The 15,337-nt window shown below is 71.9% G+C and carries 13 protein-coding genes; 2 read left to right on the top strand and 11 right to left on the bottom strand.

The genetic code is table 11. The features are described from left to right. Positions 1-34: 34 nt before the first annotated feature. From AB0K82_RS16245 to purN, 4 genes are read right to left on the bottom strand one after another with little or no spacing between them, the layout of a single operon-like run. Positions 35-886: a bifunctional methylenetetrahydrofolate dehydrogenase/methenyltetrahydrofolate cyclohydrolase gene (locus tag AB0K82_RS16245; protein WP_364397577.1), complete on the bottom strand. Its 852-nt coding sequence runs from the start codon at positions 884-886 to the stop codon at positions 35-37. A gap of 52 nt (positions 887-938) precedes the next feature. Next, the gene (locus AB0K82_RS16250) at positions 939-1,127 is read right to left on the bottom strand and encodes a hypothetical protein (protein ID WP_364397579.1); all 189 of its coding nucleotides are present in this window, start codon (positions 1,125-1,127) and stop codon (positions 939-941) included. 58 nt (positions 1,128-1,185) lie between these two features. Next, positions 1,186-2,736: a bifunctional phosphoribosylaminoimidazolecarboxamide formyltransferase/IMP cyclohydrolase gene (purH, locus tag AB0K82_RS16255; RefSeq protein WP_364397581.1), complete on the bottom strand. Its 1,551-nt coding sequence runs from the start codon at positions 2,734-2,736 to the stop codon at positions 1,186-1,188. Beyond that, positions 2,733-3,338 carry a phosphoribosylglycinamide formyltransferase gene (purN, locus tag AB0K82_RS16260; protein ID WP_364397582.1) on the bottom strand — a complete coding sequence of 202 codons (606 nt, stop codon included), beginning with the start codon at positions 3,336-3,338 and terminating at the stop codon, positions 2,733-2,735. Before purN ends, purH begins: the two co-directional genes overlap by 4 nt. A gap of 86 nt (positions 3,339-3,424) precedes the next feature. Between purN and AB0K82_RS16265 the strand changes: the two genes are divergently transcribed. Then, on the top strand, positions 3,425-3,895 hold the full coding sequence (locus tag AB0K82_RS16265; RefSeq protein ID WP_364397583.1) for a DUF4190 domain-containing protein: 471 nt from the start codon (positions 3,425-3,427) through the stop codon (positions 3,893-3,895). Positions 3,896-3,922: 27 nt separating this feature from the next. On the opposite strand, the gene AB0K82_RS16270 is transcribed toward AB0K82_RS16265, so the two are convergent. From AB0K82_RS16270 to sucC, 4 genes are all read right to left on the bottom strand, one after another. Continuing rightward, positions 3,923-5,377 (bottom strand): DUF6350 family protein, encoded by a 1,455-nt coding sequence (locus AB0K82_RS16270; RefSeq protein WP_364397585.1) that lies wholly within the window; start codon positions 5,375-5,377, stop codon positions 3,923-3,925. A gap of 326 nt (positions 5,378-5,703) precedes the next feature. Further along, complete coding sequence (locus tag AB0K82_RS16275; protein ID WP_364397586.1) at positions 5,704-6,792, bottom strand: transcriptional regulator; 1,089 nt, start codon at positions 6,790-6,792, stop codon at positions 5,704-5,706. Between the two features lie 406 nt (positions 6,793-7,198). After that, positions 7,199-8,083 carry a succinate--CoA ligase subunit alpha gene (gene sucD / locus AB0K82_RS16280; RefSeq protein WP_345353084.1) on the bottom strand — a complete coding sequence of 295 codons (885 nt, stop codon included), beginning with the start codon at positions 8,081-8,083 and terminating at the stop codon, positions 7,199-7,201. A gap of 1 nt (position 8,084) precedes the next feature. Continuing rightward, positions 8,085-9,275: an ADP-forming succinate--CoA ligase subunit beta gene (gene sucC / locus AB0K82_RS16285; protein WP_364397588.1), complete on the bottom strand. Its 1,191-nt coding sequence runs from the start codon at positions 9,273-9,275 to the stop codon at positions 8,085-8,087. Positions 9,276-9,516: 241 nt separating this feature from the next. Between sucC and AB0K82_RS16290 the strand changes: the two genes are divergently transcribed. Then, positions 9,517-10,908, top strand: coding sequence for a glycoside hydrolase family 15 protein (locus tag AB0K82_RS16290; protein WP_364397590.1), 1,392 nt, complete (start codon positions 9,517-9,519; stop codon positions 10,906-10,908). Between the two features lie 3 nt (positions 10,909-10,911). Here the strand turns inward: AB0K82_RS16290 and AB0K82_RS16295 are convergent, their stop codons facing one another. From AB0K82_RS16295 to pcrA, 3 genes are all read right to left on the bottom strand, one after another. Further along, the gene (locus AB0K82_RS16295; protein ID WP_364397591.1) at positions 10,912-11,313 is read right to left on the bottom strand and encodes a cobalamin B12-binding domain-containing protein; all 402 of its coding nucleotides are present in this window, start codon (positions 11,311-11,313) and stop codon (positions 10,912-10,914) included. 92 nt (positions 11,314-11,405) lie between these two features. Further along, positions 11,406-12,869, bottom strand: coding sequence for a right-handed parallel beta-helix repeat-containing protein (locus AB0K82_RS16300; RefSeq protein WP_364397593.1), 1,464 nt, complete (start codon positions 12,867-12,869; stop codon positions 11,406-11,408). A 128-nt stretch (positions 12,870-12,997) separates the two neighbouring features. Next, positions 12,998-15,310 (bottom strand): DNA helicase PcrA, encoded by a 2,313-nt coding sequence (gene pcrA / locus AB0K82_RS16305; protein WP_364397595.1) that lies wholly within the window; start codon positions 15,308-15,310, stop codon positions 12,998-13,000. Positions 15,311-15,337 lie beyond the last annotated feature (27 nt).

Here is a 15,337-nt window from a genome sequence, read left to right on the forward strand (position 1 = left end):
GCGGCGCCCCGGCGGTGCCCTGGGGCCGTTCGGCTCAGGCCGTGGCCTTCTCCGCGGCCTCGACGACGTTCGCCAGCAGCATGGCGCGGGTCATGGGGCCGACGCCGCCCGGCATGGGCGCGACCCAGCCGGCGACCTCGCGGACGCCGGGGTGGACGTCGCCGACGAGGCCCTCGTCGGTGCGCGTGATCCCGACGTCGAGCACGGCCGCACCGGGCTTGACCATGTCCGCGGTGAGCAGGCCGGGCACGCCGGCGGCCACGACGACGATGTCCGCCTCGCGGGTGTGCGCGGCGAGGTCCTTCGTCCCGGTGTGGCAGGTGGTGACGGTGGCGTTCTCGGAGCGGCGGGTGAGCAGCAGGCCGAGCGCCCGGCCCACCGTGATGCCGCGGCCGATGACGGTGACGTCGGCGCCCCGGATCGGCACGTCGTACCGGCGCAGCAGCTCGACGATGCCGCGCGGCGTGCACGGCAGCACACCGGGCTGCATGAGCACCAGGCGCCCGAGGTTGACCGGGTGCAGGCCGTCGGCGTCCTTGGCCGGGTCGATGCGTTCGAGGACCCGCTGCTCGTCCAGGCCCTTCGGCAGGGGCAGCTGGACGATGTAGCCGGTGCAGGCCGGGTCGGCGTTCAGCTCGTCCACGGCCGCCTCGACCTCCGCCTGGGTGGCGGTGGCCGGGAGGTCGCGCCGGATGCTGGCGATCCCCACCTCGGCGCAGTCGCGGTGCTTGCCCGCGACGTACGCCTGGCTCCCCGGGTCGTCGCCCACGAGCACGGTGCCCAGCCCGGGGACGATGCCCTGCTCGCGCAGCGCGTCGACGCGCTGCTTCAGTTCCGCGCGGATCGCCGCCGCGGTCGCCTTGCCGTCGAGAATTCGTGCGGTCACCGTTTAATCCTCTCAGGCGGGGAAGGCTGAGGCTCGTCCGACCCGAGGGAGGTTACAGCTCGTCCTGATTCGCCCGCTGACGCCAGGCGACGAGGCGGTCGGTCAGGTGCCAGCTCGCGGATCCCGCGAGAACGGCGGCCAGCACGGCGGCGATGAGGCCGATCAAGGGGCGGACCTGGTCGGTGAGTGCCGCGCTGCGGATGACCGTTGCCACGCCGAACTCGAGGAATCCGTTCGCCACGAGGTGTCTCCCTGGGGGGTCGGTCGCCGGGGCGGAGGCCCCGGCGACCCTGCTGGGGTCAGTGGAAGAAGTGGCGGACCCCCGTGAAGTAGAGGGTGATGCCCGCCTTGGCGGCCGCTTCGATCACCTCGTCGTCATGAATCGACCCGCCGGGTTCGACAATAGCCCTGACTCCGGAGTCCGCGAGCACCTGAAGCCCGTCGGGGAAGGGAAAGAAGGCGTCCGAGGCACCCACCGAGCCGGTGGTGCGGTCCCCCGCGCGGGACACCGCGAGACGGGCGGAGTCGACCCGGTTGACCTGTCCCATGCCGACGCCGACGGTCGCGCCATCGGCGGCCAGCAGGATGGCGTTCGACTTCACCGAACGGCAGGCGCGCCAGGCGAACGCCAGGTCGCGGAGGGTCGCCTCGTCGGCCGGCTCACCCGTCTTGAGCTGCCAGTTCGCCGGGTCGTCGCCCGGGGCGTCGATCCGGTCCCGCGTCTGGGCGAGCAGTCCGCCGTCGATCTGCCGGGTGTCCACCTCGGCGGCCGGGCCCTCCGGGCAGACGAGCAGCCGGAGGTTCTTCTTCTTGGCCGTGAGGAGCGTCAGGGCCTCCTCCTCGAAGCCCGGAGCGACGATCACCTCGGTGAAGATGTCGGCGAGCTGACGCGCCATGTCGGCCGATACCGGCCGGTTGGTGGCGATGACGCCGCCGTACGCCGACACCGGGTCGCAGGCGTGCGCCTTGCGGTGCGCCTCGGCGATGTCGGCGCCGATCGCGATGCCGCACGGGTTCGCGTGCTTGATGATCGCGACGCACGGCTCGGCGAAGTCGTACGCGGCGCGGCGGGCCGCGTCGGCGTCGACGTAGTTGTTGTAGGACATCTCCTTGCCGTGCAGCTGCTGCGCCCCGGCCAGGCCGCCCTGGTCATCGGTGTAGAGCGCCGCCTCCTGGTGGGGGTTCTCCCCGTAGCGCAGGACGCTCTTGCGGGTGCGGACCGCGCCGATGACGTCCGGCCAGCGGGTGTCGGAGTCGGGCGCGTACGCGCTCGCGAACCACGACGCCACCGCGACGTCGTACGCGGCGGTGTGGGCGTAGGCCTGCGCCGCGAGCCGCTTGCGCTCCCGCAGCTCGAAGCCGCCGCGGCGCACGGCGTCGAGGACCTGGTCGTACGCGGACGGGTCGACGACGACGGCCACGGTCTGGTGGTTCTTGGCGGCGGCGCGCACCATCGCCGGGCCGCCGATGTCGATCTGCTCGACGATCTCGTCCGGGGTCGCGCCGGAGGCGACGGTCTCCCGGAACGGGTAGAGGTTGGAGATCAGCAGGTCGAACGGCTCGACGTGCAGGTCCTCCAACTGCTGGACGTGGTCGGGGTTGCGGCGGTCGGCCAGGAGCCCCGCGTGCACCTTCGGGTGCAGGGTCTTGACCCGGCCGTCGAGGCACTCGGGAAAGCCGGTGAGCTTCTCGACCTTCATGACCGGGACGCCCGCCTCGGCGATGCGCGCGGCGGTCGACCCGGTGGAAACGATCTCTACACCGGCCTCGTGCAGGCCCCTGGCGAGGCCTTCGAGACCGGTCTTGTCGTAGACGCTGATCAGCGCCCGCTTGATCGCGATACGGGTCACCCGATCCTCACTCTCCTGTTCTCGATGGTCCATCCCTCGCGGACCAGACGGCCCACGGTGCCGACGAGCAGCGGGCGTTCGACCGCCTTGATCCGCTCGTGCAGCGAGTCCTCGTCATCGTCGTCCAGGACCGGCACGGTCTCCTGGGCGATGATGGGTCCGGTGTCGACGCCGGCGTCCACGAAGTGCGCCGTGCAGCCGGACACCTTGACGCCGTATTCCAGCGCCTCGCGCGCCCCATGGGTGCCGGGGAAGGCGGGCAGCAGCGCGGGGTGCGTATTGATCACCCGGCCGGCGAACCGGTCGAGGAACCGCTTGCCGAGGATCTTCATGAAACCCGCGGAGACGACCAGGTCAGGGTCGTACGCGGCGACCGCGTCGGTCAGCGCGGCGTCCCACGCGTCCCGCGTCGGATGGTCCTTCACCCGGACGACGAAGGTCGGCACGCCGGCGCGTTCGGCGCGGCGCAGGCCTTCGATGTCGTCGCGGTCGGCGCCCACGGCAGTGATCCGAGCGCCATAAGCTGGATCGACACACGCGTCGAGCAGCGCTTGTAGGTTGGTCCCCGCACCGGATACGAGGACGACGAGCCGGGCGGACACCGTAACTCCCAGGAACGACTGGTGGGCGGGCCGTACCAGCCTATCGGCCGCCGCTCGGCTCGGCTCAGCCGACACCAGGAGGACCAGTGAGTGACGCGCCAGGCCACGACCAGGCCGGGCCGCAGACGCAGCTCCCCGAACCACCCCGTCCGCCGCTGCCGCCGACCGCACCCGAGCGCGGCGGCCCCCGCGCGCGGATTCTCGGTATCGCCGGGCTCGTCATGACGTTGCTGTTCCTTCCCGCCGGGGTGGCGCTGTCCACCTGGGCGGTCGTGGCGGGCCTGCGCTCCCGCAAGCAGGCCCGACGGGTCCTCGCCCCGGCGCCCGGCGCGGTCGCCGGGGTGGTGCTGGGCACGATCAGCCTGGTCCTGGCGCTCTCCCAGATCGGGCTGTACGCGGTGATGTGGGACGAGTTCAACGGCTACGTCAAGTGCCGTGAGTCGGCCCTCACGATCGAGGACAAGAATGCCTGCCAGGACGAGTACCTGCCGCGCATCGAGCGCAAGCTGCACCTGCCGAAGGACTCCCTGCGCAAGCAGCCCCCCGCCTGGCCCTGATCGGCCGGTCAGCCCCTGATCAGCCGGTCAGCCCCGGTCGCCCGGCGGCCGTCTCCGGATCGGTGAGCGCCCGCCGGGGCCGCCGTCCTCGCGCGACCGCGACGCCGCGCCCCGCGGGCCCGTCCAGTCCCCGATCGGGATGACGCCCTCGGGCAGCGGCTCGTCGACGGAGGCCAGCACCGGGTCCGGCTCCTCGAACTCGAGCTCCTCGGTGTCCGGTTCGTCGTCCGGGGGCTCCGGGGCGGCGGGCCTACGACGCAGCAGCCGCCAGTTGGCGATCCACGCGGCGATCGCCGCCGCCACGCCCACCTCCAGCGCGGCCAGCAGCCCGACCTGCCACGCGGACGGCCCCATCACGGCCATCCGGCCGCCGCCGAGCGGACCTCCGGACAACGCGGCGAGGAAGGCGATCACGCCGCCGGTGACCACGCCGGACACGAACCCCCACAGCGGCGCCGCCTCGGTCGCCTCGGTCGGCTGGTACCGGATCGTGAAGACGCCGCCGACGGCGCCGGCGACGAACGGCACCCCCAGCGCGAGCAGCGACACCGCCGGCGCCGGTCCCGGCTCCGGCAGCGCCGCGAACGGCGGGAACGCCGGGATCATGCCGACGAACACCCCGGACGGCGACACGCTCGTGCCGGCCCCGACCGCGAACCCGGGCCCCACGGCGTACGCGACCGCCCACAGCGCGGCGTTCGGCAGGTACACCACCCCGATCAGGACCAGCAGGATCCCGCCGACGACGCCCGGCTTGAGCACGTCGTAGAGGTTCTCGGCCTCGGAGAAGTGGAACAGCAGCGAGATGAGGAAGATCAGGACGCCGGCGCCGAGCAGGACGGCCGTCGCGCCGGTGACCCCGGCGGCCACCGAACGGGCCCGCCGGGGCAGCAGCCCCAGCATCGCGACCCAGGGCGCGCGGTTCGTCGTCGAGACGAGCGTCCGCGCCGCCCCGAGACCTCCGGCGAACATCGCCAGCAGGAAGCACAGCAGCAGACCCTGCCACGCGGAGGGCTGGATGGCCGATGAGCGCGCCAGGAGCGCGAGCAGGCCGGACAGCACCGCGTACGGGATGGCCAGCGCGAACGCGGCGTGCGTCACGCCGATCCGGTAGCGGCCCCGCACCCGGCCGGTCCGCGCGATCCACCCGCCGGCGCGGAACAGCAGCGCGCCCGGCAGGACGATCAGCCCGAGCGGCAGCAGGCCGACCCGGCCGTGCGGCACCGTGAAGCCGGCGTGGTGCGCCACGAGCCAGAACCCGACCGCCGTGCGGAAGACACCGGGCAGGCCGGTGCCGAGCGCGCTGCGCGGCGCGGCGATCCAGCCGATCAGCGTGATCGTGACGAGCACGGTCAGGCCGATGCCCGCCGCCCAGACGGCGGCCACGATGCCGGTGACGGCGAGCGGCCGCGTCACGGTCTCGGCCACCGGGGACGGGCCGGTGTCCTCGAGCTCCGCGTCGTCGTGATCGGTCGTGGTCATGGGGACTCCTCATTCGGTCCGGGGCCTGACCATGCTGGCAGCGCCGAACCGGCGATGCGATTCCGCGCACCCGCCCGGCGTGTCGCCCTTCCCCTACCGGGCGCACCGTGCAAGAAGCCCCGCCAGGCACCGGCGGTGCCTCGCCTGCCACTGCCTTAGGCGTACCGAATGCTCGGCAACCGCGATTCAGGAAAGGGTCAAAGCCTCCATGCCAGACCCCGGGCGAACGTTCTCCGAGCATTCGGCACCGGCCCGTACGCGAGCCACCAGGGATACAACGGACAACAGCCGCAGATCGAGCAATCTGACACGAGCGAACCCGACGATCATGCCCGACCTTCGGCTTCAGCGAGCGCTCTGCGGTACTCCCGGGTCCACTCGGCGTCTTGCTGATCCGCCGGAAGAGAGCCCAGACCAGCCGCGAGATGCTCCGCCGCGTCGGGAAACTCGCCGAGGGCCAGCAGCGCCAGGCCGATGTTGACGTGGTGGAAGTCGGGCGTCAGCCAGTATGCGGTTCCGGGCGGCAACTGCCGGATCGCTTCATCTTCTAAGGCACCCGCTTCGTTGAGGAGACGCCGTGCGGCCGCCTGCTCGCCGAGCAGGGCGTACCCCTGGGCCGCCTGGACAGCATCACCCAGCCGTTGCGCGGGGTGCGCGCCGGACGTGTGGTAGGCGGCCAGGAAGTGGCGGACGATCGCCCTCGGTCGACCCTGCTGGCGGGCGAGGTAGCCCTTGAAGTTCGCGGCCTGTGCGGCGAGTATGCCGTCTTCGGCGTCGTCGGCCATCTCTTCCGCTTCGGTCAGCGTGTGGGCAGCCGAGGTGTCGTTCCGTAGTTCGGCATGTAGCCATCCGCTGAACTGGACCCATTCGGCGGCGACAGGAGCAAGCGAGTCGCGCACCTTGCCGCGGGTCTCGCGAAGCAGCTGCGTGACAGTACGGGTTTGGGCGAGCGTGGCCGACAGGATCGCGGAAGGGCCGAGCGTGTCATCCAGACGGCGCTGCATGGCCAGGATGGTTGCGAGAGAGTCGACGACCGTCATGTCGACCCGTACCGGCTGTTGGATGGCGAGCGTGAGGCGTTCATGGTCATCGATAGTGAACGTGCCGTTCAAATCGACGCCCGGAACTGGCCAGGTGGACGCCCCTGCGCTCTCTGCGTCGTAGTCGCCGAACAATGCCTCCTCCGTCATCTCGAACACGGCGGTGTACAGCATCCGGTAACGGGGGCCAGGCGGATGCTCCCCGGCCTCATGGCCGCGGATCGTCCGGCATAGGTCTTTGAGCTTCGGCATGCTGCGGCGATCACGTTCGCTCGCGGCGTCGCGGAACGTTTCGGCGAGCGCGGCGATGGTCATATTGCGCTTCAGTCGTTCTGAGCGCAGGCGCGCACCGATGGCTTTCGGGTCGGCTGGCATGTTGCGTCCACCTCGGCCGATATCAGGGACCGCGGATACGCAGCGTTTTCGTATCCTCTCTGTCCCCCAGTATCACGCTTACAGCGGCGAATCCGCAGGTCTTCACCGTCAGTGACACATTCGGAACAGGCGCTGGGAGGTCAGGCACGCGGGGCGTGGCCGTAAAGGGAATGACCCGCACGATCCGGGCCAAAGCCCGGCAGCAACGCCAGCCGTGATCGAGCTTGTCGATGACCTGGACGTGTTGTTTGAGTCGACGCGGTCATCTGTGCCGAGGATTTCCGTCGCTCCAGCGACGAAAATCCTCGGCACAGGCGCGCGGGCACGCACCCGGGAGGTCGCGGACGCGAAGACGCCCGGCCGGGGTGGGCCCGGCCGGGCGTCTTCGGAGGCTGCCTCGCGTGGATCAGGCGGACATGATCTCGCGCATGAGGCGGGCGGTCTCGCTCGGGGTCTTGCCGACCCGGACGCCGACCTTCTCCAGGGCCTCCTTCTTGGCCTGGGCGGTGCCGGAGGAGCCGGAGACGATCGCGCCGGCGTGGCCCATCGTCTTGCCCTCGGGGGCGGTGAAGCCCGCGACGTACCCGACGACCGGCTTGGTGACGTGCTGCTCGATGTACGCGGCGGCGCGCTCCTCGGCGTCACCGCCGATCTCACCGATCATCACGATCGCGTCGGTCTCGGGGTCGGCCTGGAAGGCCTCGAGCGCGTCGATGTGGGTGGTGCCGATGACCGGGTCGCCACCGATGCCGACGCAGGTGGAGAAGCCGATGTCGCGCAGCTCGTACATCATCTGGTAGGTCAGCGTGCCCGACTTGCTCACGAGGCCGATGCGGCCCGGGGAGGTGATGTCGGCCGGGATGATGCCGGCGTTGGACTTGCCCGGGGAGGCGATGCCGGGGCAGTTCGGGCCGATGATGCGGGTCTTGCCGCCCTTCTCGACCGCGTGCTTCCAGAACCAGGTGCTGTCGTGCACCGGGATGCCCTCGGTGATCACGACGCACAGCGGGATCTCCGCGTCGATGGCCTCGACGACGGCGTCCTTGGTGAACTTCGGCGGCACGAAGACCACCGACACGTCGGCGCCGGTCTGCTCCATCGCCTCGGCGACGGTGCCGAACACCGGGAGGTTCCGGCCCTCGTGCGTGACGGTCTGCCCGGCCTTGCGGGCGTTGACGCCGCCGACGACGTTCGTGCCGGCGCGCAGCATGCGGGCGGTGTGCTTGGAACCCTCGCCGCCGGTCATCCCCTGGACGATGACCTTGCTGTTCTCGGTCAGCCAGATCGCCATCTCATGCCCCCTGCGCGGCCAGCTCGGCGGCACGGCGCGCCGCTTCGTCCATCGTCTCTACCTGTTGGATGACCGGGATCGCGGCCTCGTTGAGGATGCGCCGGCCCTCTTCGGCGTTGTTGCCGTCGAGCCGGACGACGATCGGCCGGTCGACGGTCTCGCCGCGGTCGCCCAGCAGCTTGACGGCCTGGACGATGCCGTTCGCGACGGCGTCCCCGGAGGTGATGCCGCCGAACACGTTGATGAAGACGCTCTTGACGTCGGGGTCGCCCAGCACGATCTCCATGCCGTTGGCCATGACCTCGGCCGAGGCGCCGCCGCCGATGTCGAGGAAGTTGGCCGGCTTCTGGCCGCCGAACTCCTCACCGGCGTACGCGACGACGTCGAGGGTGGACATGACCAGGCCCGCGCCGTTGCCGATGATGCCGACGGAGCCGTCGAGCTTGACGTAGTTGAGGTCCTTCTCCTTGGCCTTGGCCTCGAGCGGGTCGGCCGCGGCCTTGTCCTCGAGGGCCTCGTGCTCGGCCTGGCGGAAGGTGGCGTTGTCGTCGAGGGTGACCTTGCCGTCCAGGGCCACGACCCGGCCGTCCTGCGTGAGGATCAGCGGGTTGACCTCGACGAGGAGCGCGTCCTCGTCGACGAAGACGGCCCAGAGCCGCTCGATGAGCTCGGCCGCGCCGTCCAGGGCCTCGGCCGGCAGCCGGCCGGCGGTCGCGATCTCCCGGGCCTTGGCCCGGTCGACGCCGGCCAGGGCCGAGATCGGCACCTTGGCCACCGCGTCCGGGTTGGTCGCGGCGACCTCCTCGATCTCCATGCCGCCCTCGACCGAACAGATGGACAGGAACGTCCGGTTCGCGCGGTCGAGGAGGAACGAGAAGTAGTACTCCTGGGCGATGGCGCTGGCCTCTTCGACGAGGACCTTGTGGACCGTGTGGCCCTTGATGTCCATGCCGAGGATCTGCCGCGCCTTCTCCTCGGCGTCGGCGGGTGAGTCGGCGACCTTCACGCCACCGGCCTTGCCCCGGCCGCCGGTCTTCACCTGCGCCTTGACGACGACGCGCGAGGTGCCGGCCGCGGCGAACTCCTCGGCGATCGCGCGGGCCTCCTCCGGCGTCTTGGCGATCTTGCCGGTGGGGACCGGGACGCCGTACTCCGCGAAGAGCTCCTTCGCCTGATGTTCGAACAGGTCCACGGGGGTCCGTCCTTAACGGGATCGACAGATAACGACCGCGTCCAGCGGTCCGCTCCGACCAGGCAGCCTAGTCCTTCTACGACACGTCGGGGGCCGGTGGGTCCGCCGGAACGCGTCGCGCGCATGGCGGCAGGGTAAGGAGTCGAAGTCGTCAAAGTGCCCTGCGCGGTTTGATGTACTGGAACGTCATCGACGGCGGAAGCCGCTGGTACGGGTCGGAGACGGCACGGGAGGTGCGCGAGTGACGCGGAAGACCGCACGGAGCGTTCGCCGCGTCGCCCTGCTGCTCCTCGTGGCCTCGCTCAGCGCGACCTGCGCCGCGGCCCTCCCGCGGCCCGGCGACTCCCCGTGGCGCAGCCCCGGCCTCCTCGGCAACGGCGGCTGGCCGTTCGCGCGGGTCCCGATCGCGCCGGAGGAGGCGGCCGGCGGCTCGTACGCCCCGGACAGCAACGTCCTGCTGCTCCCCGACGGCCGGGCGCGGCTCGTCCCGTTCGGCGGCGACGAACCGGTGACCCTCCCCCGCGACGACTCACGGGTGACCGACGCGATCCACTCCGACCAGGCGTGGCTGGCCGCCGGCACGGTTCCCGGCGGCACGCCCGAACAGCGCGAGGCGGCCGGCCGTGCCCTGCTCGACCTGCGCATCCTGACCCTGCCGAACGGTGCCTCGACCGCGTCCTGGTACGGCGCGTGGAACTACGTCTGGCCGCGCGACGCGGCGTTCACGGTCGCGGCGTTCGCGGCGACCGGGCACGGCGGCGACGCCCAGCGGGTGCTGTACTTCCTCGCCCGCGCCCAGGCGCCGACGGGCCTGTGGGCCGCCCGCTACCTGCCCGACGGCACGGCCGTCGCGGACGGCCGGGAAGTGCAGCTCGACAGCCTCGGCTGGGTGCTGTGGGCGACCTGGTTCCTGCGCGCGAAGGACCCCCGTGCGGTCGACCTGGACACGCTGTGGCCGATGGTCCGCCGGGCCGCCGACCGGTCCGCGACCGCGCTGCGCGGCGACGGCCTGCCGCCGCCGTCCCCGGACTACTGGGAGCGCAGCCCGGCACGGGAGCAGGCGCCCCAGGCGCCGACGCTCGGCGTCTGCGCGCCCATGCTGGCCGGGCTGCGGGCCGCCGCCGCGCTGGCCGCCGACCACGGCGACGCCGGGGCGGCGCAGCGCTGGGACCGGGCCGCCGACCGGCTGGCCGCGGCCATCGAGCGGCGCTTCGGGCCGTACGGCTATCCGCGTTCGCCGATCCCCGGCGGGGCCGTGGACGCCTCCGTCACCTTCCTGGCCCCGCCGTTCGCGGCCCCCGCGCCCGGTGTGCTGGCCGCCGTCGCCCGGATCCGGGACCGGCTGCGGCTGCCGAAGGGCGGCGCGGTGCCCGGCGAGAGGTACGGCGCCGGCGCCGCGTGGACCCCGGAGACGGGCCTGTTCGCGCTGGAGGCGGCGGCGATCGGTGACAGGTTCGGGAAGCGCGACTGGCTCGACTGGCTGATCGCGCACCGCTCGTCACTCGGGTCGTTCCCGGAGAAGGTGGACGACGACGGCCGGCAGGCCGGGGTCGCCCCGCTCGGCTGGACGTCCGCCCTGGTCGTGCTGGCCCTCAGCGCCGAACGCTCCCCGCTGCCGGTCCCTCCGAGCTGACGCTCAGTCCTCGCCGCCGACGTTGCCGCGGACCCACTCGGCGATCTCCTGGGTGGTGGCGCCGGGCGTGAAGATCTTCGCGACACCGAGCTTCTCCAGCTCGGGGATGTCGGCGTCCGGGATGATGCCGCCGACGAAGACCGTGATGTCGAGCGCGTCGCGCTCCTTCAGCAGCTCGACCACCTTGGCGCAGAGCGTCATGTGCGCGCCGGACAGGATGGACAGCCCGATGCCGTCGGCGTCCTCCTGCAGCGCCGCCTCGACGATCTGCTCGGGAGTCTGGTGCAGCCCCGTGTAGATGACCTCCATGCCGGCGTCGCGCAGCGCGCGGGCGACGACCTTCGCGCCGCGATCATGGCCGTCGAGACCGGGCTTGGCGATGACGACGCGGATCGGACCCGCCATTACTGCCTCCTACCGGGGTGCGTGGACTGTTCCGCAGACTAGTCGTTACGCGCGGGAACGGCGCCGACCGGCCCCGCGCGCGGCACCGCGGGTCAGGCCGCGGGCCTGCCCGGCGCGGTGAACCAGGTGCAGCCCGCGGGCTGCCGGCGGCCGGGGGCGTAGCCGGCGCAGGCGGTGACGACCGCGGTCTTGGCGGGGTTGCCCTGCTGGGCGTACGGCCCGCCGGAGGAGGGGTGGTCGCAGTCGGGCAGCGCCGCCGGGTCGCTGCGCGGCCGGCCCCACGAGGAGGCGTTGTTCTGCCAGCAGTTGCCGTCGCCCTGCTCGTCCCACCAGAAGTCGACGCCGTTCGGCGCGGACGCCCCGAACGGCGTCACGCCCATCAGGTTGCCGACGTAGCGGTTGCCGTGCGAGGTGTCCCGCTGCTTGGCGGGGTCGGTCTCGCCGCGCCGGCTCGCCGGGATCCAGTACTGGGCGATGCCGTAGCGCCAGTTGTCGTAGACGAAGTTGCTCGCGTAGGTGTTCTCGTCGCCGCCCGCCAGGAGCATGCCGGTGCCGACGGGGACCGCGCGCGCCGGGCAGTGCGAGCCGCAGTCGCGGTAGGGGTCGGCGTTGTTGCCGAACACGCGGTTCGCCACGAACATCGCGTGGTTCTGCGGCATGCCGACCGCCTGCACGCTGCTGTCGAGCACCGCGCCGGTGGCGTTGCCGGAGAACTCGTTGTCGTGGACGTACACCGAGTCGCCGGCCGTCCCGGAGTAGCCGATCAGGTTGCCGTGCGATCGGCAGCCGCGGATCTCCACGGACAGCCGGTCGCCGCGCTGGTCGGAGGCCGAGGCCGTGGCGATGCCCGCGTCGCCGTTGCCGGACGCCTCGCAGTCGGCGATCACGCCGTGGTCGGTGGCGTACGCCGCGAGCCCGTGCTGGCCGTCGTCGCGCGCGACGACGCGGTCGAGGGCGAACCCGTCGGTCTCGACGACCGCCACGCCGTCCTCTTTGAACCCTTGGACCGTGACGCCCCGCAGGTAGAAGCCGTCGGCGTGGTCGGCGCGGACGCCGACCGGCCGGTCCCCCTGGACGACGACTCCGGCGCCGACGCCCTCGATCTGCAGATCCTCCAGGCCGGAGACGCTGATCAGGTTGCGCAGGTGGGGGCAGGCGCGCTGCTGGTCGTACGTCAGGGTGGCCGCGTCGGCGAGCGCGCGGCAGGCCCCGGACGGCGCGGCCAGGCTCGGCCGCTCGCGGTAGGTGCCGGGCAGGACGTAGATGGTGGTGCCGCGCTGCCGGACGGCGTCGACGGCCGCCTGGATGTCGTGGTAGCCGCACTCGGCGGCCAACTGCTGCGCGAGGCCGGTCAGGTGGGCGCCGGGCTTGCAGACCACCAGTCGCTGCGTCGCCGGCGCCGGGCGGTAGGCGGGGATGTGGTAGCCGCCGGCCGGCGGCGTCACCGGCCGTCCCGGGGAGGCCACGGCGGGCGGCGCGAGAACCGATGACGTGATTACGGTCGTGCTCAGCGCGGACACGACCGCGACGAGGAGACGCCGCGCGAACCGCCCCATTTTCCTCCCAACGGGCCGCAGGTGCTCCCAGGTGCATCATGACGGTCCGCGCGCCACATGTCGACGCCCGCATCCGGCCATATCGGCCGTGCAACCTTTTCGGCTGCTTGACGTACGTGTACCGGACGTCAGAGCTTTTCGATCGGCGCGTACCGGAGGACGAAGCGCTTCACCCCGTAGTCGCCGCCGAAGTCGACCGTCGCGGCGGCCTTCTCCCCGGCCCCGTCGACCGAGACGACGGTGCCGAGGCCGAACGAGTCGTGGACGACCCGGTCACCGGGGGACAGCGCGGGCACCACGCGGTTGCCCGGGGACCGCACGCCCGGCCGCTGCGACAGCGACGCCATCGCCGGGGTGGCCTGCGCGCCCTGGCCGCCGCCCTTCCACTCGACGAGCTTGTCGGGGATCTCGCCGAGGAACCGGGACGGCGGGTTGTACGAGGGGGCGCCCCAGGAGCTGCGCATCGTCGCGCGGGAGACGTAGAGCCGCTGCCGGGCGCGGGTGATGCCGACGTAGGCGAGCCGCCGCTCCTCCTCCAGTTGCTTGGCGTCGCCGAGCGAGCGCAGGTGCGGGAAGACCCCGTCCTCCATGCCGCTGAGGAACACGACCGGGAACTCCAGGCCCTTGGCCGTGTGCAGGGTCATCAGCGTGACGACGCCCTCCTGGCCGCGGTCGCTCGGCGGCACGACGCCCGCCTCACCGCCGGGGATCTGGTCGGCGTCGGCGACCAGCGCGACCTGCTCCAGGAACTCCACGAGCCGCCCTTCCGCACTGGCCGGCGCCGGCTCCTCCTCCTCGTCGGCCGGGCCAGCCGCCGGCGGGGCCACGCCGGCGGCGAGGCGCTCCTCGAACTCGGCCGCCACGGACTCCAGCTCGCGGAGGTTCTCGATGCGGGTCTCGTCCTGCGGGTCGCGGGAAGCCTCCAGCTCCGCGAGGTAGCCGCTCCGGGTCAGGATCGCCTCGATCAGCTCGGTGGGCGTCGCGGTCTCGACCATGTCCTGCAGTTCGTCGAGCAGTGCGACGAAGTCCTTGATCTGGTTCAGCGAGCGGGTGGCGATGCCGGGCGCCTCCTCGGCGCGGCGCAGCGCCTGCCAGAACGAGATCCGCTCGCGGCCGGCGAGGGCCTCCACGCACGCCTCGGCCCGGTCACCGATCCCCCGCTTGGGAACGTTGAGGATGCGGCGGAGGCTGACGGTGTCCTCGGGGTTGGCGAGCACCCGGAGGTAGGCGAGCAGGTCGCGGATCTCCTTGCGCTCGTAGAACCGGACGCCGCCGACGACCTTGTACGGCAGGCCGACCCGGATGAAGACCTCTTCGAACACCCGCGACTGGGCGTTGGTGCGGTAGAAGACCGCCACGTCACCGGGCGCGACGTCCTCCTCGTCGCTGAGCCGGTCGATCTCCTGGGCGACGAACGCGGCCTCGTCGTGCTCGTTGTCGGCGACGTACCCGCTGACCTTGGGGCCATCGCCCTGGTCGGACCACAGCCGCTTGGGCTTGCGGTCGGCGTTGCGCTCGATCACCGCGTTGGCCGCCGACAGGATCGTCTGGGTGGACCGGTAGTTCTGCTCGAGCAGGATGACCGCCGCGTCGGGGTAGTCGCGCTCGAACTCCAGGATGTTGCGGATCGTGGCGCCCCGGAAGGCGTAGATCGACTGGTCGGCGTCACCGACCACGCAGAGCTCGGCGGGCGGCACCTCGTCGTCACCGGACTGCCCGACCAGCTCGCGGACCAGGACGTACTGAGCGTGGTTGGTGTCCTGGTACTCGTCGACGAGGACGTGCCGGAACCGCCGCCGGTAGTGCTCGGCCACGTCGGGGAAGGCCTGCAGCAGGTTGACCGTCGTCATGATCAGGTCGTCGAAGTCCATCGCGCCGGCCTGCCGCAGCCGCGTCTGGTACATCGTGTACGCCTCGGCGAGGGTCTTCTCCATGTGCGTCGCGGCCTGGTCGCGGAAGGTCTCGTAGTCGATCAGCTCGTTCTTGAGGTTGGAGACCTGGGCGGAGAAGCTCCGCGGCGGGTAGCGCTTCGCGTCGAGGTCGAGCTCCCGGCAGACCAGCGCCATCAGCCGCTGCGAGTCGGCCTGGTCGTAGATCGAGAAGCTCGACGGGAAGCCGAGGCGCTTCGCCTCGCGGCGCAGGATGCGCACGCACGCGGAGTGGAACGTCATGACCCACATCGCGCGGGAGCGCGGCCCCACGAGCGCGTCGACGCGCTCCTTCATCTCTCCGGCGGCCTTGTTGGTGAACGTGATCGCGAGGATCTCGCCGGGCTGCGCGCCCCGCTCGGCGAGGAGGTAGGCGATCCGGTGGGTGAGGACCCGGGTCTTGCCCGAGCCCGCGCCCGCGACGATCAGCAGCGGACCGCCCTGGTGGGCGACCGCCGCGCGCTGGGCGTCATTGAGGCCGTCGAGGAGAGGATGGCTTACGAGCGTCGACACTCAATGAAGAGTATTGGGTGTCGGCGA

Origin of the sequence: Actinoallomurus sp. NPDC052274 (assembly GCF_040679475.1) — a bacterium.
GTDB lineage: Bacteria > Actinomycetota > Actinomycetes > Streptosporangiales > Streptosporangiaceae > Actinoallomurus > Actinoallomurus liliacearum.

Coding starts and splice junctions, on each gene's coding strand:
- AB0K82_RS16270 (WP_364397585.1), bottom strand. CDS start 5,377: ATGACCACGACCGATCACGACGACGCGGAGCTCGAGGACACCGGCCCG.
- AB0K82_RS16275 (WP_364397586.1), bottom strand. CDS start 6,792: ATGCCAGCCGACCCGAAAGCCATCGGTGCGCGCCTGCGCTCAGAACGA.
- sucD (WP_345353084.1), bottom strand. CDS start 8,083: ATGGCGATCTGGCTGACCGAGAACAGCAAGGTCATCGTCCAGGGGATG.
- AB0K82_RS16295 (WP_364397591.1), bottom strand. CDS start 11,313: ATGGCGGGTCCGATCCGCGTCGTCATCGCCAAGCCCGGTCTCGACGGC.
- AB0K82_RS16300 (WP_364397593.1), bottom strand. CDS start 12,869: ATGGGGCGGTTCGCGCGGCGTCTCCTCGTCGCGGTCGTGTCCGCGCTG.